The sequence below is a fragment of the Pantoea sp. WMus005 genome, assembly GCF_013415305.1.
GTDB lineage: Bacteria > Pseudomonadota > Gammaproteobacteria > Enterobacterales > Enterobacteriaceae > Pantoea > Pantoea rara.
Genome location: NZ_JACBXU010000001.1, coordinates 697,300 through 716,075, shown reverse-complemented (window position 1 = coordinate 716,075; position 18,776 = coordinate 697,300). Strand labels below are relative to the sequence as shown.

At 51.2% G+C, this 18,776-nt stretch carries 24 protein-coding genes; 14 read left to right on the top strand and 10 right to left on the bottom strand.

All coding sequences use genetic code 11. From position 1 onward, the window contains the following. Positions 1-90: 90 nt before the first annotated feature. Positions 91-564 carry a lipoprotein YedD gene (gene yedD / locus HZZ01_RS03140; RefSeq protein ID WP_179895465.1) on the bottom strand — a complete coding sequence of 158 codons (474 nt, stop codon included), beginning with the start codon at positions 562-564 and terminating at the stop codon, positions 91-93. 242 nt (positions 565-806) lie between these two features. Between yedD and HZZ01_RS03135 the strand changes: the two genes are divergently transcribed. Then, positions 807-1,130, top strand: coding sequence for a DUF6388 family protein (locus tag HZZ01_RS03135; protein WP_179895464.1), 324 nt, complete (start codon positions 807-809; stop codon positions 1,128-1,130). A gap of 199 nt (positions 1,131-1,329) precedes the next feature. On the opposite strand, the gene iraP is transcribed toward HZZ01_RS03135, so the two are convergent. Then, positions 1,330-1,629, bottom strand: a complete 300-nt coding sequence (gene iraP / locus HZZ01_RS03130) for an anti-adapter protein IraP (RefSeq protein WP_179895463.1) — start codon at positions 1,627-1,629, stop codon at positions 1,330-1,332. Positions 1,630-1,804: 175 nt separating this feature from the next. Here iraP and HZZ01_RS03125 point away from each other — a divergent pair, with 175 nt between their 5' ends. Further along, positions 1,805-2,044 carry a DinI-like family protein gene (locus HZZ01_RS03125; RefSeq protein ID WP_003854508.1) on the top strand — a complete coding sequence of 80 codons (240 nt, stop codon included), beginning with the start codon at positions 1,805-1,807 and terminating at the stop codon, positions 2,042-2,044. Positions 2,045-2,082: 38 nt separating this feature from the next. On the opposite strand, the gene HZZ01_RS03120 is transcribed toward HZZ01_RS03125, so the two are convergent. The 3 genes from HZZ01_RS03120 to HZZ01_RS03110 form a co-directional block, all read right to left on the bottom strand. Beyond that, positions 2,083-2,349 (bottom strand): hypothetical protein, encoded by a 267-nt coding sequence (locus HZZ01_RS03120; RefSeq protein ID WP_031593418.1) that lies wholly within the window; start codon positions 2,347-2,349, stop codon positions 2,083-2,085. Between the two features lie 151 nt (positions 2,350-2,500). Continuing rightward, positions 2,501-2,842 (bottom strand): hypothetical protein, encoded by a 342-nt coding sequence (locus tag HZZ01_RS03115; RefSeq protein WP_179895462.1) that lies wholly within the window; start codon positions 2,840-2,842, stop codon positions 2,501-2,503. Continuing rightward, on the bottom strand, positions 2,829-3,212 hold the full coding sequence (locus HZZ01_RS03110) for a hypothetical protein (RefSeq protein WP_179895461.1): 384 nt from the start codon (positions 3,210-3,212) through the stop codon (positions 2,829-2,831). Before HZZ01_RS03110 ends, HZZ01_RS03115 begins: the two co-directional genes overlap by 14 nt. 136 nt (positions 3,213-3,348) lie before the next feature. On the opposite strand from HZZ01_RS03110, the gene HZZ01_RS03105 reads away from it, so the two are divergent. Then, on the top strand, positions 3,349-3,981 hold the full coding sequence (locus HZZ01_RS03105) for a helix-turn-helix domain-containing protein (RefSeq protein WP_179895460.1): 633 nt from the start codon (positions 3,349-3,351) through the stop codon (positions 3,979-3,981). A 59-nt stretch (positions 3,982-4,040) separates the two neighbouring features. Here HZZ01_RS03105 and HZZ01_RS03100 read toward each other — a convergent pair whose 3' ends face one another. Next, positions 4,041-4,289: a hypothetical protein gene (locus HZZ01_RS03100; protein WP_179895459.1), complete on the bottom strand. Its 249-nt coding sequence runs from the start codon at positions 4,287-4,289 to the stop codon at positions 4,041-4,043. A 319-nt stretch (positions 4,290-4,608) separates the two neighbouring features. Between HZZ01_RS03100 and HZZ01_RS03095 the strand changes: the two genes are divergently transcribed. Beyond that, complete coding sequence (locus HZZ01_RS03095; protein ID WP_090960039.1) at positions 4,609-4,809, top strand: hypothetical protein; 201 nt, start codon at positions 4,609-4,611, stop codon at positions 4,807-4,809. A 32-nt stretch (positions 4,810-4,841) separates the two neighbouring features. Here the strand turns inward: HZZ01_RS03095 and HZZ01_RS03090 are convergent, their stop codons facing one another. Continuing rightward, positions 4,842-5,735, bottom strand: a complete 894-nt coding sequence (locus tag HZZ01_RS03090) for a benzoate transporter (RefSeq protein WP_179895458.1) — start codon at positions 5,733-5,735, stop codon at positions 4,842-4,844. A 347-nt stretch (positions 5,736-6,082) separates the two neighbouring features. Between HZZ01_RS03090 and HZZ01_RS03085 the strand changes: the two genes are divergently transcribed. Continuing rightward, the gene (locus HZZ01_RS03085; protein ID WP_179895457.1) at positions 6,083-6,439 is read left to right on the top strand and encodes a hypothetical protein; all 357 of its coding nucleotides are present in this window, start codon (positions 6,083-6,085) and stop codon (positions 6,437-6,439) included. A 161-nt stretch (positions 6,440-6,600) separates the two neighbouring features. Here HZZ01_RS03085 and HZZ01_RS03080 read toward each other — a convergent pair whose 3' ends face one another. Together HZZ01_RS03080 and HZZ01_RS03075 are read right to left on the bottom strand one after the other, a co-directional pair. After that, complete coding sequence (locus HZZ01_RS03080) at positions 6,601-6,942, bottom strand: hypothetical protein (protein WP_179895456.1); 342 nt, start codon at positions 6,940-6,942, stop codon at positions 6,601-6,603. Positions 6,943-7,304: 362 nt separating this feature from the next. Beyond that, entirely contained in the window at positions 7,305-7,565 is a 261-nt protein-coding gene (locus HZZ01_RS03075; RefSeq protein WP_255434094.1) for a phage repressor protein, read from the bottom strand. Positions 7,566-8,178: 613 nt separating this feature from the next. Between HZZ01_RS03075 and HZZ01_RS03070 the strand changes: the two genes are divergently transcribed. From HZZ01_RS03070 to xisR, 3 genes are all read left to right on the top strand, one after another. Beyond that, complete coding sequence (locus tag HZZ01_RS03070) at positions 8,179-9,288, top strand: acyltransferase (protein ID WP_179895455.1); 1,110 nt, start codon at positions 8,179-8,181, stop codon at positions 9,286-9,288. A 319-nt stretch (positions 9,289-9,607) separates the two neighbouring features. Beyond that, on the top strand, positions 9,608-9,841 hold the full coding sequence (locus HZZ01_RS03065) for a DNA polymerase III subunit theta (RefSeq protein ID WP_179897032.1): 234 nt from the start codon (positions 9,608-9,610) through the stop codon (positions 9,839-9,841). Between the two features lie 829 nt (positions 9,842-10,670). After that, entirely contained in the window at positions 10,671-11,411 is a 741-nt protein-coding gene (xisR, locus tag HZZ01_RS03060) for an excisionase family protein (protein WP_179895454.1), read from the top strand. Between the two features lie 265 nt (positions 11,412-11,676). On the opposite strand, the gene fliE is transcribed toward xisR, so the two are convergent. Then, positions 11,677-11,988: a flagellar hook-basal body complex protein FliE gene (fliE, locus tag HZZ01_RS03055; RefSeq protein WP_090960026.1), complete on the bottom strand. Its 312-nt coding sequence runs from the start codon at positions 11,986-11,988 to the stop codon at positions 11,677-11,679. Positions 11,989-12,219: 231 nt separating this feature from the next. Here fliE and fliF point away from each other — a divergent pair, with 231 nt between their 5' ends. From fliF to HZZ01_RS03025, 6 genes are read left to right on the top strand one after another with little or no spacing between them, the layout of a single operon-like run. Continuing rightward, positions 12,220-13,944, top strand: coding sequence for a flagellar basal-body MS-ring/collar protein FliF (gene fliF / locus HZZ01_RS03050; RefSeq protein ID WP_179895453.1), 1,725 nt, complete (start codon positions 12,220-12,222; stop codon positions 13,942-13,944). Beyond that, positions 13,941-14,933, top strand: a complete 993-nt coding sequence (gene fliG / locus HZZ01_RS03045) for a flagellar motor switch protein FliG (protein WP_179895452.1) — start codon at positions 13,941-13,943, stop codon at positions 14,931-14,933. The genes fliF and fliG overlap by 4 nt, the downstream gene beginning before the upstream one ends. Next, the gene (fliH, locus tag HZZ01_RS03040) at positions 14,926-15,621 is read left to right on the top strand and encodes a flagellar assembly protein FliH (protein WP_179895451.1); all 696 of its coding nucleotides are present in this window, start codon (positions 14,926-14,928) and stop codon (positions 15,619-15,621) included. Before fliG ends, fliH begins: the two co-directional genes overlap by 8 nt. Further along, positions 15,621-16,982 carry a flagellar protein export ATPase FliI gene (fliI, locus tag HZZ01_RS03035; RefSeq protein ID WP_136198748.1) on the top strand — a complete coding sequence of 454 codons (1,362 nt, stop codon included), beginning with the start codon at positions 15,621-15,623 and terminating at the stop codon, positions 16,980-16,982. The genes fliH and fliI overlap by 1 nt, the downstream gene beginning before the upstream one ends. Positions 16,983-17,010: 28 nt before the next feature. Further along, positions 17,011-17,454 (top strand): flagellar export protein FliJ, encoded by a 444-nt coding sequence (gene fliJ / locus HZZ01_RS03030; protein ID WP_003854478.1) that lies wholly within the window; start codon positions 17,011-17,013, stop codon positions 17,452-17,454. Beyond that, positions 17,451-18,752, top strand: coding sequence for a flagellar hook-length control protein FliK (locus HZZ01_RS03025; RefSeq protein ID WP_179895450.1), 1,302 nt, complete (start codon positions 17,451-17,453; stop codon positions 18,750-18,752). The genes fliJ and HZZ01_RS03025 overlap by 4 nt, the downstream gene beginning before the upstream one ends. Positions 18,753-18,776 lie beyond the last annotated feature (24 nt).

The window sequence follows — 18,776 nt, the reverse complement described above, 5'->3', positions numbered from 1 at the left end:
ATTGACGTTATAAAAATGAAAAACCGCCCCGGCAGGCATGAGCGTGAAGTGCGCTCTGCCCGGCCGGGGCGGTTTTGTTATGGGCAATAGTTACGATTTCGCGTTGTTTTCAGTAATCGGTGTGCGCAGCAGTTGCGGTTCGATGTTCTGAATCACGGCGGCTTTGGGCTGCTTCGTGACTTCTTCCAGCGCCTGCTGACACTCGACGGTCGGACGCGCCACTTTACGCAGGGTCATCCGGTCGTAGCGCAGTTCACCATTATCCACCACCAGCGGCATGACCCGCAGCTGACGTGTCACATTGACATAATCACCGCTCAGGCGAGTCAGCTTGCCCGGCTTCGCGATGACCCGCATCCACTGACGGCAATCCAGGGTGCTGCCATCCGCATTAATAATCACACTGGCCATCGCCTTCTCGTTGATCAGGCTGCTCTGTGGGCCGACAGTTTGCCAGGTTCCCTGCAGATCGGCGGGTGCCGGTGTCTGCACCGCGTTTTCATAATCGTTGATTTGCGCACAGCCACCCAGTGCCATTGCGGCAATCAGCATCCACTTTTTCATGTTTAATCCCTAAGATCACGTCAATGGCGGCTACGTTATAATTTTTCCACCGCGTTACGCAAGATATCCGGGTGCTAAACACCCGGGAGAATCTGATTGCAGCAGATTTTAACCGGCAGCGAAATCAGCGGTAACGGTTCTGAACGGCAAATGGCTGGCAGTTTAGGTTCTTTGCCACGCCTGACAAGCGGAAGCCAACCCGTTACACTGGCGCGCTGCAACAGACTTTAAGGAATATGAATATGAAAACGCCAGAAGCGTACTATGCCCAGGCTCGCGAGATGTTTTTTACCGCGCATCCCGACTTTCAGTCTGCACTGGATGAATTAACCGAAAGTGATGCCCGTGCAGCCAACCTGTCCCTGCGACAGCTGCGCGAATGGCATGCCGAACGCATCTATGCGGCTTTTTTGCGGCAGAAGAATCTGGATGGGATGATTTTCTCTATTCAGCTGGCTGAGCCGGATAAAGCGGTGGCGGCTGACGCAATTGAGACCTATCTCAAATCTCATGCTGAGTCGCTGGGGATGAGCTGGGAAGAGTTTTGCATCAAAAATGAGCTGTAATCCGCACAGGGCAGAAGGTGCCTGTTACAAACACCTTCTGCCAGTCTTAACATGGTGGATAAAATTGTACAAAATACAGAAAACTGTATAAATTCAGATCACGACTCAGGTCGTGATTTTCCTGAACGAATAGTGCGCTTGCACTGCCTCTGGAGATGTTGCTGGATTTCCACCTCCAGAGGCGAATTTTTTCCCTGCTCTACTCTCTTTCTTCCGTAGCTTTACCCTTCACTTCGACATAACTTGCGACGGCCAGCAGACGATTAATGTGCGTCAGCAGCAGGTCAACATCAGATTGTAAAAACTCAGTGGATGATTGCGAAGCGGTCACAATGGCATCCTGCACCGTTTCTGAAATGGTCAGTGAGTTGTCCTGTTTCGCCTGCACAAGCAGCGCTGCAACCAGCAGGGATTGCGCTTCTAACTGCGCCGTCAATTCTTTCGCATCGACGTCCATCTTTGCCAGTTTTAGCAGAATATCAATTACCAGTTGTCGCATCGCGGACCTCCTGAAAAGTAAGCCGCCATTATGTCGCGATGCATGCATATTTTGCTAGTCGAAGATCGCGGTTTACGCGACATAAAATTTTACGCGAAATCAGGCGCGCCACCTTGCTACTGTTTTTATTTACAGTATTATATCTCAGCGATTTTGCCCTGAATGGATTGCCATCATGTTTGTTGAGTTAATTTATGACAAGCGCAACGTTGCCGGTTTACCGGGTGCGCGCGAGATGATTCGTGAGGAACTGGAAAAACGGGTGCATCGGGTGTTTCCTGACATTGAAGTTAAGGTTAAGCCGATGGAACGTAACGCGATAGATACGGATCTGAGTAAGAACGATAAAGCGACAGTTGCGCGGATTGTTGAAGAGATGTTCGACGAAGCGGAGATGTGGCTGGTGGCCGATTAATCCCTTAACGGCCACCACATCAGTTAGCGGGAGATGACTTAACTCTCCTGCTCACTGTGATTAATTTCAATCTCGATGTCCTGAATCGCGGCATCCAGATCTTCCAGCAGCTTACCCTGCTTATTAAGCAATGCATCGATTCGGTCGGCATTGGTCTTATCTTTATACTCACCGGCATCAAACGCCAACCACTGGCTGGAAAGGGTTTCGGTGTTGGTCTGAGCATAGTGACGCATCTCTTTTAGCTGAGAAGTCACGTCACGCAGATATTCAGTTTTGGTCTTGGTTTCTGTTGAATCGCTCATGCTAAATTTCCTTCTGGTCATTTATCCAAAGTGAGTAGGCTTAGCGGTTCATCAACCGGCCAATCAGCGGGCCTGCATTCAGGTACAAAATGTTGCCCGGAGATTTAAAACTAGTCGATAATAGCGAAGCCGCACTAAGAATAATCGGAAGTTACGGTTTCTGGCCGGGTTTTGCCGCCGTCTGCCTGCCTTCGATGACTACCTCTTTAACTTTATTCAGCGTTTTATCGGCTGTACTATCCGGTATCACATCAAGCTTATGCTGAAGTGTGGTGACTTTTTCTGTCAGCACATCAACCCTTTCATCACGCCGTGCCGCTATTGCCCGGTAATCCGCACGAATCTCCTCAACCCGCTTGTTTGCGGTGTTACTGACATAAAGAAAAATAATTGTCATCAGGATACAAATCATCGAACAACTCAGCATAATGCAGCCGATGATCACTTTGCGCCGGTATGGCAGGGATTCTTTGCCGCTATTAATCATTACCATTGCTGCGATCCTCCAGAGTTGAGATAAGCCGATCGACTTCATTACGAAATTTATCGTTCTGATCGGTTTCTGTCATTGCCAGTAAAATCCCTACCGCATTCTTGATTAACCGAAGATCGGTTTCCAGTGTCGAGATACGACGCAGATTCTTGTCGTGCCGTTCGCGTAATTCATCGTTTTCCTCCCGTATCATGAGGTTGCTCTCTTTCAGCAACACCACCTGCTCTTTGTAGCTGGTAATAATTTCGCCGCCGGCTCGATTACTGGTCACGATTGACGCGATTCCCGCCAATAATGGTTTCCAGAACAGTGCTGCTGCCCCCCCACCCAGAACTAACGCACCCATACTGGTAATCAGACTACTTTCCATGCCACACCCCTTTTTACGGTAAGGTCTCTGGAACTTACTGCGTGCTGCTTAGCCACGTCCCCCGCATGAAATTTAAGATTGCTTAAATACCAGGCTTAAGTATACTTAAGTCATTCTCAACCAAAAAGTCAAGCTTATGAAAAACGAAACGCTGGGTGACCGCATCCGACTCCGACGTAAATCACTGCAGTTAACGCAGAAGCAATTGGCACAACAGGTAAAAGTGTCCCATGTGGCCATTTCTCAATGGGAAAAAGAGGAGACGCTGCCGCGTGGTGAGAACCTGCTGCGGCTCGCCGAAGCGCTGGGATGCACACCGGCTTTTCTGATAGATGGGGATGGACCTGTTTTCAGCGAAAGCGCCTGGAGCGGCATGCACCAGATCCCACTACTTGCACAGCGCGACGTGCCGCAATGGCTGAGTGAAGCCAGTTCCGTCCGGCATGAACTGCTGATGCACAACGACATGGCGCTTTCACAGCAGAGCTTTGCATTCCGGGTAGAAGAACAGGCGATGACGCCCGCGATTCTGCGTAACGATGTGGTGATTATCGATCCCAGGCAGGCACCTCAGCCCGGCGACTGCGTGCTGGCATTGCAGCAACAGGTCGTACTGCTTCGCACCTGGCGTCAGCGCGGCAGCGAAAATGGCGTCATGCAGTTTGAACTTGCACCGGTCAATATCAATTTCCCTGAGCTACATTCAAGCCGGGATAGCCTGAAGCTGCTGGGTACGCTGGTAGAGCTACGCCGCTATCGCCAGCCATAAAAAAACCCGCCGGACGCGGGTTCACTTTTTCATTGTACAACAGTGGCCTGGCCGAACAGTTACAGGGCGTCGGTCAGTTGATCCACCACGACTTTGCCCTGCAGATCGGTCTGCATAATGCGGTAATTAACCGGCCATGAGCGGCGGGTACTCAGTTTATCGAACAGGGTTACACCGCCTTTTTTAACACCCTGGCGGTTTACAATAATCCATTCGGTGACCTCTTCCTGACCACGATTTCTCAGGCTCAGCGAGCGTTGTTCGATTAACTGATCTTCAGCTTCAATCTTTAAATGGTCTCTTAACATAATTTCTATCTCCTGGTAACGCTGGTCACTATATTCCTTTTGCTAATCCGTTCAATCGAATTTATTTATCGATGTAGTTATCGACGGGAATGTGACCTGCCGCAAGCGACATGACAGGTTTGTCCATTACTGCATCAGTGATTCCCGGTTAGCATGAACCTGCTGTACACACCCAAACATCGAAAAATGACGTGTTCAGTATGAGAGAAACTCCGATTAGCCCGCCTCTGGCGGGCTTTTTTTTCATCTTTAATCCGTTGCGTATGCGGGATGCCAGTGCTGGTCTAGACTTAAGGGACTGGATTAAAAGGAGTGAAGTATGTTTAAGCACAATACGAATGAAGAACGTAAGAAAGAAGGTGATGTCAGCAAAAGCTTGCCGGAAGCCGCGCCACATGCCGGTAATGCTTATGAGGAAGATGATCACCCTGCCACTGATGCCCCAAAGGATCATGGCGAAGTGCCGCGGAAAAATGATGACAGCCAGGATGACAAAAAAGATCCCTACAAAGCAAGCTGATGTGCGAGAGGCGCGCCCGATGGGCGCGCTGGTCAGTGTGATGATTTAATGAGTTCTGTAAGCTGATGCTGATGTTCAACCAGCCAGGCAGGAAAATATTCTGATGTGACCGGCACTATCTCCATCTTTCGCGGACGGTTCCAGATATCAATATTGTTCTCAACGCACCGCCGGATGTGATCCGGGTTGTTGAATTCAGGGCAGTTATGTTCGGTATGAGAAATCGACGCCATTTTTTCACTGATGCGCTCATCGCTCATGACCCAGGAAAAATGCCATCCTCCCTCTTTAATGACCTTTGTCCGGACATTGAGCCACTTCCGGCGCCACCAGCTTTCGCGTATCGGGGTACCCCGGCGCTTAACGTTACGCAGCAATTCCGGTTGCCCCATAAAAAAGGTACGCAGGGTTTTAAAGGTCACCATTTTTGCCAGTGTGGCACAGCGCGGTGTGCCATCGTCATTTAAAACCCGGACATTAAATTTAAAATTAAAATATTGCTGATGCAACGTTGTGCAAAGATGACGTCTGCTGAAGGCTTTAATCGCTTCGGGCCGGGGAATTTCATCGACGTCTGATACAATAATAATATCATCATCCTGCGCGCCAGCCAGTCCCTGCATAATCTGATTGCGTGCAGTGGATTCATTTTCCCAGGGGTCTGTCTCGCCCGCTTTAACCAGAGAGCTATTCGATTTAAACGCCTGTTGATAAAACACAGGCGCAATATCGTTAACGACATAAATAATTTTGTCGCGAAAACGAGCGAACTTCTCAATATCAAAATGAAGCTTTTCCCGACGTTTTCCGGTAAAGGTATAGCGTGATTCCACAATCACAAACCGGTCAACAACATGCTCAAGCGTGTTCAGACGCATTTCAAGCAGGATATCTTCGTCATAGTATAAGAAACAGTCATAAATCATAATAATCAGAGGCACTTAAGAAGAAAAATTTTCATCGGCAGACCTCTGTACATCAAGCATAACAGAGGTGAAGTGACCTGTTTATGAGCCTGATTCAGGTAAGCCTGATGGATGGAGTCATTTGCTGCGTTAAACTTTCCGTGTTTATAGTAAGCCGGCTAACAATATAGCAATGAAATAAAATAATATTGAGGTTCAGGCTTATTCGCTGCTTTATTTATCAGGCCGGATGTTACATTTACTCAGCAACGCTAGCAATATTAAGCGCCATTTTTTGATTGAAAAAGAGCGGAGCAGACGAATTCCGGATATTATCATTCGACAAAATAATCATGTTGGTTTAGCCGATGAAGAAGATAATTATTGCCCTGAGCCTGACTCTGCTGGGTGGATGCGTGGATATGGGACGGGTTGGGTTGCACCCGGAAACGAAAATCGCTTATTTTGACGGTCATCCTTATCAGGTTGAATCCTGCCTTACCGTAGCGGCACAGGATCGGAGACTCTATCTTGAGCAGGATGATCCGCTGCCTGCTGGTGAGAAGCGGTTTAACCTGGTGCAGGATAATGAAACAGTCGCCTGGGTTGAAATGTCAAAGTTCAGTCATCATCAGACCAGCGCGACGTTTTACTATGACCCAAAAGCACCGGAGATAAGCGCATCCGTTTCAGCCATTATTGCGGCGTGTAAAACATCGCTTTAGTGGCATTGTAAGAATGGCATGGTAAGTCGCTAAAATATTGAGCTCAGTTGTCAGGTCAGCAGGAATACCAGTACTTGCCTGACAACCTCAATCACTCATCTCAACGAAAATTTTAATCAGGCCCACTTCAGGTTTCTGACACTTGCAGAAGTGTGCATGACCTATTTTGCCGGTTCGCAATCATAGTCACCCCGGATACGGATCTGACTCTGGCTGGTGCGAACGATTTCCGCTCTCAATAATCCTTTGCCATTCCGTGTCGTCTGCTCCATTTCCACCATACCCGGCGCTTTGCTGTTTTTAACCAGCAGTTTGACCGTGGCATTGTCGTAATCACCCTTCTCTTTCGCAAACGTCACCTTCTGCGTTTTTGCCCGCTCCCCGTTCACGGAGAACCAGCCGCTTTTGTCTGCCTTAAGGTAGAACGGCCCGCATTGCGTCGCGGCAAAGGCTGGAACTGTTAAGCCGATTAACGATGCGATAAGGATGATTTTTTTAAGCATGGGGTGGCGTCCTGCTGGTGGGTGATGAGCCGGCTGCGCCGAAGAGTGAGTTCCCTGCTGCACGACTCGTAATAAAAAGCAGTATAGTCAATGACGCCTGCATCATAAGCAGTAAAGGGTCATAGACTCAATTAAGGAATCGGCTTTTATGCTGCCATTACACACCCTAATCCGCGACTACGCTGATGTACTTAGATCAGCGTGACTTGCTCACTACGACGGTATATTCATAATTTCACTTTGAAGATCATAGCCTTTAAAATAATGCAGGCTGAAGCGTGGTTTTACAGAGACATACTACAAGTCACAAACTGCCGGGGTGGCGGTTTTGAGGTGATTTGCGGTATTTTTTTGTGCTACGGCTAAATGATAGGCCTGCCTGGCTCAGGCATGGAAACTATCCCGGCCGTTACTTTGCCCGGCACGATAATTCCGTCCATGCCCTCTCCGTCGATCGTCTCACCGTCGGAAGTAATAATCCCTGTTTTGAACAGTCTGCCCAATTGCGGAAACTCGTCGAGCTGGAACGTGACTTTATCGCCTGGTACACGCTTCGTTGATTTGTCTGCCAGCACGAACCCGTCAGGCATCTCAATCAGCACCATGTTATTACGGTGAGACATCAGGATGTCGTTCAGATCGAGACGGCGCTCAATGTAGTCCGTTGCTGGTGATGGAAATCCTATGTCAGATACTCCCGTTCGGATTGGACTGCTGATACGTCTTCGCTTCCCTCTCTTGCGTGGACACGTCACGAAATGTCGTTGTATTCGTTTTTACCCATTGATGCACCTCACGCAGGCTGAAGTGCCAGTTAACGCGTTCAAACTAATGCACAAACTCTAGGGTAGTGACGAAGTAGTATCCTAATGGGTATCGTTTTATCGCGCTGGAAAATGCGTCTTTGATTTCATAATCTCGCAGCATGATAAATCCTCCTCTGATAGATACTATATGGTTAATCAGCAATATCGATCGGTATGATTAATCAAGGCGGAACAGGTCACAGATTTGTAAAGGGGTTGATCGGGAAGTGTTTTTAATCGGCCGGTCATGGTGATGGGTGACTAATCTCAATTGACCCGCCCCGTAACCTTCTCAGGCAGGAGAGGTTAAGTCATTGCTCGGTCGCCGGGCTTTTTTATGATCATGCAACATGTAAGCGATTTTTTGTTTTGCACTACAAAAGTTTCACGTACCCTAACATGCAGATTTATAGTTTATTCGAGATATACGATGAACCCAAGGCATTACGATTTCATTGATTCTTTAAGAGGCATAGCTGCGCTAAGTGTTCTAATCGTGCACTTAGGTAGGCTTACAACACCGAAGATAGATGTTCCGGCATGGATATTCCCACTGACTGACATAGGCGGTACTGGTGTATTATTATTCTTCGTTCTAAGTGCGTTCACCTTATCGCTTTCCATGAACTCAAGGAAGGATGAATCCAATCCTCTAAGAAATTATTTCATTCGTCGATTCTTCAGAATAGCTCCACTTTTTTACGTAGTAATGATTACTACCTACTTCAGAGATATCTATGTTTTTGGCGTATGGCAACCATGGAGCGAAGTACTTAAGAGTACATTTTTTGTTCTAAACTTTTTCCCCGGTAGTGAGCAGGGATTTGTTTGGGCTAGCTGGACCATTGGCGCTGAAATGGCGTTCTATGTCATCTTTCCATTAGTCTTTATGTTATCCAGAAGTTTGAGTAGTTCGTTAATGATCTTGCTTTTATCCTTCATAATTAGATGGGCTTGGAAGCTATTTATTTTTAACATGATGGGAACTACTGAGGCTTCCACATTTTACTCAACAAGCATCCTGCATCATCTACCACATTTCATTATGGGGATTGTAACCTATCACATTTATGAGGCTACCAAAGATAAGAGTTTAAATAGAATTGCTTGCTTGGTATTTTTACTGGCTATGCCAGCATTGATCTTTACGTTAATCGCTTACAAAGTAATTAGCTATAACATCCTTGGGGATAGAAGCACTTCATGCTCGTTATTATTCTCTATGCTTTTAATCGGAGTCTCAAGGGTTCCATTTAAAGCAGTTGTAAATAAATTTACCATGTATGTTGGCAAAGTTAGTTACTCTGTTTACCTTATACATGCTAATGTAATTTATTTTGCTGGATCTTACATATCTTCCTTACTTGAAGGGCATATTTATAATGGATGGGCTTATGTTCTTTGCCTGCTGTCGGTCCTGACTATAACTCTGACATTATCAACTTTGAGCTATGAGATGATAGAAAAAAAAGGAAATAGACTAGGCAGAAACTTCATTGGATGGCTCAACCAGCGCAAAATGAAATCTCAGGAATGCTAAAAAAAGTGCTTGGGCAAGCCCTCACTTTTTATGGCTTGACGAGCCATGATATATTCTCATCTATATCATGCTTCCACACCTGAAAATGTTGGGCTTTCGAAAGAAGAAATACTTAACAATTTAATAAAAAACTTACCTTTAATAATCATTTAAACTTTAACTTTAAGAACTCATCGCTACCCACCATGTTAACAAGAAAAAGATGAAGGTAAGAAACATTTAACTTAAAAAATAAAAATTAGATAAGGTTTCTCTATACCAGCATTATTCCTAATATGTCAAATGCATCACTATTCTAACACTAGTCTAATTACCCCAAATTTATCTTAGTAAAATCAAACCAGATCACGACCTTAATAAAGTTCACTTATCGGCATCAGGCCCCGCTTACAAGGAGCGCATGAACCAGCAGATTATCCCAATGGAAGCGGAGATGCAGCGGCCTGAGAACCAGCGAGAGAATTTCAAAGAGAGATTGCATTATTACAGGAACGTTGCGCTGCAATTCCCGCACGGCACGGACCCGGTTTATTTCAAAGAGGAAGGGAAATGATTGAGATATTGTACTTTGATGAAAATAGAGAACCGACTGTTTATCAAAGTAACTAAATAGGTGACTCCGTAAGGATCGAACAAAAGAGCGGCGAATTTCATATAACTGATATAGAGAAATTTACGCCGTAGGTTGATCCGGGCAAAGTTGAAAAATCATATTACGTTTCTTCGTTTTACAAGTTAAGCCTGGAAGAAGTCACCAGAGCAATCAGGCTTAAGAACGTCAAGCCTATCTAAAACTCACTACAAGAACCTCGCTACGGTGGGGTTTTTATTATCTGGAGACTGATATGCACGCAGATATTATGGATGAAGCTGCAGAGCGCGAGCAGCAGATGATTGAGATTGCCCTGGCAAACCGCAAGCATCCGGAGATGGTGTTTACGGGCGCCTGCTATTACTGCTAAGGGGTGGTGCAGGCGGAATGCTTCTGCGACGAGGATTGCCGGAGCGATTACGAGGGCAGTGAGCATGCAAAGCAGCACCGCAGAGTTGCTTCAGCCTGACGCAGGAGAATGCGCTTAGGGCGGTAGCGTGTAAGTACAGGAACGAAATCATTAATGTTATAGATGGCAGGCCCAGGAAAGAACACGACCGCATCATCACATCACTTCTCGATAAACACGCCAAATCAATCATCGCCCTGCCGCCTGATACGTTTTCAGCCAAGCTATGGCTGAGCTATTACGTGTGGCAGGTAGATAAGGAGGCAGCCTCTGCAAAATGAACACCACATGCGACGAAATCACCCCGGGCGAGATCTTAGTTGACCTCGCCCTTTTTATTGCCCTGATTAATACGTGGCCCTGGCCGCCAAAGGAGTAGATATGGAAAGCATTGTTCAGCTGATGCCGAGCAAGTGGGTATCTGAATCAGTGCTGATGACCATCACCGGCATGAAGAAGAACACCATTAAGACTGCCCGCGAAGTGTCATGGATGGAGGATCGCGAATACAAGCACGTTTCGCCCGATGGCTCGCCGCGTGATAACAGCATGTGCTTTTATGACTGGAAGGCTATCCGGTCAGTCATGCAGAAAGATATCCTCAATCTCCGTATTGAGCTTCTGAATGGCAGCTACTTTACCGGCAGGAAGATGAATATCGAAAAGAAAGGCAGGACGGCGGCAACGGTTAACTCCAGCATGGCAGACCTGAAAGCGATCTTCGACTTTGCTCATGGCAACGGGTATATAGAGGCAAACGCGATGACGGGCATCAAGCCTCTGAAGAAGTCCAGTAAGCGGCCGGACCCGATTACGCGGGAAGAGGCCCCTCGCCTCATCGCAGCATGCTCAACACGTCAGACGTCAAACATGTGGGCACTCGCCATCCTGACGGGATTACGCCATGGCGAGATATGCGCGCTGGCGTGGGAGGATGTAGACCCTGAAGCGAAGAAGCTGACAGTCAGCCGCAACCTGACGCCGCAGGGTTTATTCACGCCGCCGAAGACGGAAGCGGGAAACCGCGTCATCTGTCTTATAGACGCAGCCGTTGATATTCTGCGTGATCAAAGGGAGTTGCCTCAGATGTATCCTCAGACCTCATTCACCTTTCATACCTGAGAGTATGGAGAGCGTATTAATGATCAGTCCCATCATACGTTCGCCTGCTGGGCGCTCTCAGCAGGCGCAAACCCGAACTACATTGCATCGCAAATGGGGCACTCCGATGCGCAGATGATGTACCGGGTTTATGGCGCCTGAATGTCAGAGAACAATACCGACCAGCTATCGCTCATCAACATGAAAATGCGCGATCTTGTGCTACATACGTGCTCTACTCAAGTGGCAGTATGATAAACCTCAACATCTTCAGACAGTTACCCGCCTAAACCTGCATATTCATAATTTCACTGTACGCCGACACCAGCTTGTTCCTGACCTGAATCCCCATCTGCATTGAGATTGAAGATTTCTGCAGATCGACCATCACATCATTCAGGGCGATACCGGGTTTCCCCATCTCAAAATCCTGCGCCTGGGTGCGTGCGGTGGTTTGCGTCTCGCTGATCTTATCCAGCGCGGCTTTCATGGTCGCGCCGAAATCGATCTGATTAGGGGATTCACTGCTGCGGTTACTGGCCTGCAGTGAGGTCGCCTGTAGCTGCTGCAGTACGCCATCAATTGCCTGAATGGACATGAACGATACCTTATAAAGAGGGTGATATTTTTGATGTGAGCAAAAGTTAGCACGTTGTCAATGAGACAAAGCCGCTAAATGACATCAAAAACCCTACCTTATCCAGCCATCGAATTTTGGTTATCACTTAATAATGCCTGGCATTGAAGTGGAAATTTTATCTACGCAGGTCAGGGAGTCTGTTTTGCCATCTCAACTTACCCGGTCAATTACGTCAGGCAGGAAACGGTCATGAATGCGAGTACAGCCGCCACAACAGAACAAGAAAAGAAAGGCTTCGGTGACCTGTTTGCTAGCCTGCGCGCAAATCCGCGTATTCCTTTAATCATCGCCGCTGCTGCCGTCATGGCAATTGTGGTCGCGATGGTGCTCTGGGCGAAACAGCCATCGTATAGCGTCCTTTATAACAACCTCACTGATGAGGATGGCGGTGCCATCGTCACGCAGCTGACAGCGATGAACATCCCCTATCGCTTCGCCGAAAACGGCGGCGCATTAATGGTGCCTGAAGCCAACGTGCATGAGCTGCGTCTGCGTCTGGCTCAGCAGGGTCTGCCGAAAGGCGGTTCAGTTGGCTTTGAGCTGCTGGATAAAGAGAAGTTCGGTATCAGCCAGTTCAGCGAGCAGGTTAACTACCAGCGTGCGCTGGAAGGCGAACTGGCCCGCACCATCGAATCGCTCGGCCCGGTCAAAAGCGCCCGCGTTCATCTGGCGATGCCAAAACCGACCTTATTTGTTCGTGAGCAGAAAGCGCCATCCGCCTCTGTCACCTTAACGCTGCAGCCTGGCCGTGCGCTGGATGAAGGTCAGATTCAGGCCATCGCCCACATGGTTTCAAGCAGCGTCGCCGGTTTACCACCGGGCAACGTGACGGTCGTCGATCAGACCGGTCGTCTGCTCACCCGCTCTGATTCTGCCGGTCGCGACCTGAATGATGCGCAGCTGAAGTACTCTTCTGAAGTTGAAGCGCGTTACCAGCAACGTATTGAAGCAATCCTGAATCCGATTCTCGGCCAGGGCAATGTGCATGCGCAGGTTACCGCGCAGATTAACTTCGACACCAGCGAGCAGACTGACGAGAAATATCAGCCTAACGCGAACCCGTCGAACTCAGCGATTCGTTCGCGTCAGACCAGCACCAGCGATCAGTCAGGCAGCCCTTATCCGGGCGGCGTACCGGGCGCACTGTCTAACCAGCCTGCGCCAGCCAACACCGCGGCGGTGACGACGCCTAACAACAATGCAGCCAACGGTCAGGCCGCGAATGGTCAGAACAACGCAGCGAACAACGCTAACCAGACCACCAGCACTGCACCGGCCAGCTCAGGACCCACTAACTCGCGTCGTGATGACACGGTGAACTACGAGCTGGATCGCACCATCCGTCATACCAAGGTCAATGTCGGCGACGTACAGCGTCTGTCGGTGGCGGTGGTGGTGAACTTCCGTGCAGATGATAAAGGCAAAGCCGTTGCGCTGAACGAACAGCAGCTGAAGCAGATTGAGGACCTGACCCGCGAAGCGATGGGCTACTCCCAGACGCGTGGTGACAGCATCAACGTGGTGAACTCGCAGTTCAATACGACTGAGCCAGTGACCGCAGACCTGCCCTTCTGGCAACAGCAGTCCTTCTTTGATCAGCTGATGAACGCCGGTAAGTGGCTGTTGATTGCCCTGGTAGCCTTCATCCTCTACCGCAAACTGGTTCGTCCGCACCTGGTTCGCAAGCAGGCCGCAGAGAAAGCCGCTGCTGAAGCCATTGCCGCTCGTGCGACAGAGCAGCCGGAAGAAGAAGCCTTTAATGTGCAGCTCAGCAAAGATGAGCTGGATCAGGAACGTAAGTCTAACAACCGCATGAGCGCAGAAGTGATGAGTCAACGCATCCGCGACATGTCAGAAAACGATCCGCGCGTTGTAGCGCTGGTAATTCGCGAATGGATGAGTAAAGAGCTATGAGTCTGACCGGAACCGAAAAAAGCGCCATCCTCATGATGACCATTGGCGAAGAGCGCGCCGCGGAAGTTTTCAAACACCTGAACCAGCGTGAAGTGCAACATCTGAGCGCCTCGATGGCCAACATGCGTCAGGTGTCCCATAAACAGCTGACCGAAGTACTGCGCGAGTTCGAAGCGGATGCTGAACAGTTCGCGGCGTTGAGTCTGAACTCGAACGAATACCTGCGTTCAGTGCTGACTCGTGCCCTGGGCGAAGAGCGCGCCTCCAGCCTGCTGGAGGACATTCTCGAAACACGCGAAACCACCAGCGGTATGGAAACGCTCAACTTTATGGAACCGCAGGCCGCCGCCGACCTTATTCGCGACGAGCATCCACAGATTATCGCGACCATCCTGGTGCACCTCAAGCGTGCCCAGGCGGCCGATATCGTGGCGCTGTTCGACGAACGTCTGCGTCACGATGTGATGCTGCGTATCGCGACCTTCGGTGGTGTGCAGCCAGCCGCGCTGGCCGAACTGACCGAAGTACTGAACGGCCTGCTGGATGGCACCAACCTCAAGCGCGCGAAGATGGGCGGCGTGAGAACGGCAGCCGAGATCATCAACCTGATGAAAACGCAGCAGGAAGAAGCCGTTATCGAAGCGGTACGCGACTTCGATGGCGAACTGGCACAGAAAATTATCGACGAGATGTTCCTGTTCGAAAACCTGGTGGCCGTGGACGACCGCAGCATCCAGCGTCTGTTGCAGGAAGTGGAGTCCGAGCAGCTGCTGGTCGCACTGAAAGGTGCCGAACAGCCATTGCGCGAGAAGTTCCTCAAAAACATGTCAGCCCGTGCGGCCGACATCCTGCGCGACGATCTGGCCAACCGCGGTCCGGTGCGTATGTCCGCAGTGGAAAACGAACAGAAAGCGATCCTGCTGGTGGTACGCCGCCTGGCCGAATCTGGCGAGATGGTGATTGGTGGTGGCGAGGAAACTTATGTCTGATGCATTTTCTGCGCGCCCCTGGCAGCTGTGGCAGCCCACTGATTTAGGCCGTTTCGACGAGCCTGCTGAACCGGAGCTGCAACCCGAAATTTACGAACCTCAGGAGGGCGTTGATGAGCAGCAACAGCAGCTCGAACGCCTGCAGCAGCAGATGCGCAAAGAGGCACAGAGCCAGGGTTACAACGAAGGCTATCAGCAGGGTGTAACCGAAGGTCAGAAAGCAGGTTATGACGCCGGTTTTCAGCAGGGTCTGGCTGATGCCCAGCAGCAGCAGGCGCCCCTTCAGGCGCGGATGCAGCAGCTGGTAACGGAATTCCAGAACACGCTGGAATCGCTGGACAGCGTCATCGCTGCCCGTCTGATGCAGCTGGCGCTGGAAGCGGCTCGCTCGGTCATTGGCCAGGCGACCACAGTAGATGGCACCGCCCTGCTGCGCCAGATTCAGGGTTTACTGCAGCAGGAACCGATGTTCAGCGGCAAACCGCAACTGCGTGTTCACCCGGATGATTTACAGCGCATTGAGCAGACCCTGGGGCCAACGCTGGATCTGCACGGCTGGCGCCTGATTGCTGACAGCACCCTCCATCCTGGCGGCTGCAAACTCAGCGCAGAAGATGGCGACCTGGATGCCAGCGTCGCGACGCGCTGGCAGGAACTCTGCCGTCTTGCTGCACCTGGAGAAATTTAATGACCACCCGTCTGAATCGCTGGCTTGGCTCGCTCGACGCCTTTGAGAAACGTATCGCCCAGGTGCAGCCGGTGCGCCGCTATGGCCGCCTGACCCGCGCCACCGGCCTGGTGCTGGAAGCGACCGGCTTACAGCTGCCGCTGGGTGCGACCTGCGTGATCGAACGCAACGATGGCAAAACCATCAGCGAAATCGAAAGCGAAGTGGTGGGATTCAATGGTCAGAAGTTGCTGATGATGCCACTGGAAGAAGTGGACGGCATCTTACCGGGTGCGCGGGTCTATGCGCGCCAGAATGGTGAGAACCCGCAGGCGGGTAAACAGATGATGCTGGGCCCGGAACTGCTGGGCCGCGTACTCGATGGCAGCGGCCGACCGCTGGATGGTCTGCCGTCACCGGATACCGGCTATCGCGCACCGCTGAACACCCCGCCGTTTAACCCGCTGCAGCGTACGCCGATTACCGACGTGCTGGATACCGGCGTGCGGGCGATCAACGCCCTGCTGACGGTGGGTCGCGGGCAGCGTATGGGCCTGTTCGCCGGTTCCGGCGTGGGTAAAAGTGTTTTGCTGGGCATGATGGCGCGTTACACCAAAGCCGACGTGATTGTGGTCGGTCTGATTGGCGAACGTGGCCGTGAAGTAAAAGATTTTATCGAGAACATTCTCGGTGCTGAAGGCCGCGCCCGTTCGGTGGTCATCGCCGCGCCGGCTGACGTGTCGCCGCTGCTGCGTATGCAGGGTGCGGCTTACGCCACCCGTATTGCAGAAGATTTTCGCGACCGCGGCAAGCATGTGTTGCTGATTATGGATTCCCTGACCCGCTACGCCATGGCGCAGCGTGAGATCGCCCTGGCCATCGGTGAACCGCCCGCAACCAAAGGCTATCCGCCTTCCGTGTTCGCCAAACTGCCTGCGCTGGTTGAGCGTGCCGGTAACGGCATCGACGGCGGCGGCTCGATTACCGCCTTTTATACCGTACTGACCGAAGGCGATGATCAGCAGGACCCGATTGCAGACTCCGCGCGCGCTATTCTCGACGGCCACATTGTGCTGTCGCGTCGTCTGGGCGAAGCCGGCCACTATCCGGCCATTGATATTGAAGCCTCGATCAGCCGTGCGATGACCTCGCTGATCGATGAGAACCATTATGCGCAGGTGCGCCAGTTCAAGCAGTTGCTCTCCAGCTTCCAGCGTAACCGCGATCTGGTCAGCGTCGGGGCCTATGCAGCCGGCAGCGATCCGATGCTCGATAAAGCGATCACGCTCTATCCACAGATGGAAGCCTTCCTGCAACAGGGCATCTTTGAGCGCAGCGATTACGACGACGCCAGCCTGCATCTGCATGCGCTGTTTGGCTAGTCACACGAATTAACACGAGGTAACGGCAATGAAAACTGCAAATGCCATTGATACGCTGCGCGACTTAGCGGAGCAGGATCTCGAACGTGCCGCCATCTATTTAGGCGATATGCGTCGCGGCCAGCACGCCGCTAACGAGCAGCTGACGATGCTGCTCGATTATCAGGACGAGTATCGCAATAAGCTCAACGATGATATGTCATCCGGTATCGCCAGCACCCGCTGGACGAACTACCACCAGTTTATTCAGACGCTGGAAAAAGCGATTGAGCAGCACCGCAACCAGCTTAATAACTGGAATCAGCGACTGGAGCAGGCACTGATTAACTGGCGCGACAAACAGCAACGGCTCAACGCCTATCAGACTCTGATTACGCGGGCAGCGGAAAATGCATTACGACAGGAAAACCGTCTCGATCAGAAACGGATGGATGAATTTGCCCAACGGGCCGCATCGAGGAGAGGCGAATGATTACGCTGCCAAACATTGCCATGAAAGCGTCGGTTAAAACTAACGCGGAACCATCAGTCTCAACCGACCTTGCTGTGGGTGAAAATGCCCTGCCTGAGGACTTTCTGACTGCGCTGGGAAACCAGCTGATCGGCCTGGCAAAACAGCATGGGAAAGTGGCACAAACCGCTGACACTAAAGCAGAAACTGTCGATGATGCCCGCCCTAAGGCGCCCCTGAATGCGCTGATGGCGGCGCTGGATAATCCAGCTGCGCTGACCGCCCTGTTTAAACCTGAAAATATTAAAGCTGGGTCAAAATCAGCCGATGATAAAGACAAGCCGGACGTGGCACCTTTAAGCGCCACCGACATGCAGAATGTGCAGGCGTTGTTCGCCATGTTACCCGGTGCGGTGACGCCGACAGCGCCGCCTTCGACCCCGGTCAGCAGTGAGGCGGGCGAGCTGATTGCCCAGACCGACACCGGCCGGAAAAGTCAGACTTCGCTGGCACAACTGCTGACCAGCGCACAGCCGGGCCATGCAGAAAGTGATGATGAGAAGGCTGAAGTCAGAAGCGATGCACAGAGCAAACCTGCCGTCACCACTGCCGCCAGCGACAGCAAACCTGGCGTCACGGCTGCCGCCAGCCAGAGCAACACTGCCGCGCAGAGTGCAGCCAGCAATGGCCTGACGCTTGATAGCAGCTTCCAGCAGGCACTGAGCAACATGGTTAAGCAGGATGATCAGGGTGCGATTAAAGCCAGTACCAGCGACAGCACGATCAACGCGATGCCCGTCGCCACCGCCAGCAGCCTGCCTGCTCCGGTGACCGCCTCCGCGACCATCAGCACCCCGTCAACGCCGACGCTGAACTCACAGCTGGGCAGCGACGAGTGGCAGCAGGCGCTGAGTCAGCAGATTGTGATGTTCAGTCGCAACGGCCAGCAGAACGCAGAGTTGCGTTTACATCCGGCAGACCTTGGCGCTATCCAGATCAGCCTGAAACTGGATAACGATCAGGCACAAATTAATCTGGTTTCCGGCCATAGCCACGTCAGAGCGGCACTGGAAGCCGCGATACCGCAGCTGCGCAGCGCGCTGGCAGAAAGCGGTATCAACCTGGGCGAGAGTCAGGTGAGCAGTGACAGTTCCGCGCAGGGCCAGCAATTCCAGCAGCAACAGGAGGCGCGCCGCGATGGACAGCATGGCCGCTTCTCCCTCACCCAGGACAGTGACACCGACATTACGCCGATCGCCGTTCCCGCTGCCCTTCAGGCTCGCGTCAGCGGCAATAGCGCCGTCGATACTTTCGCCTGACAGCGGCAAACGCTGAAGGTAAGC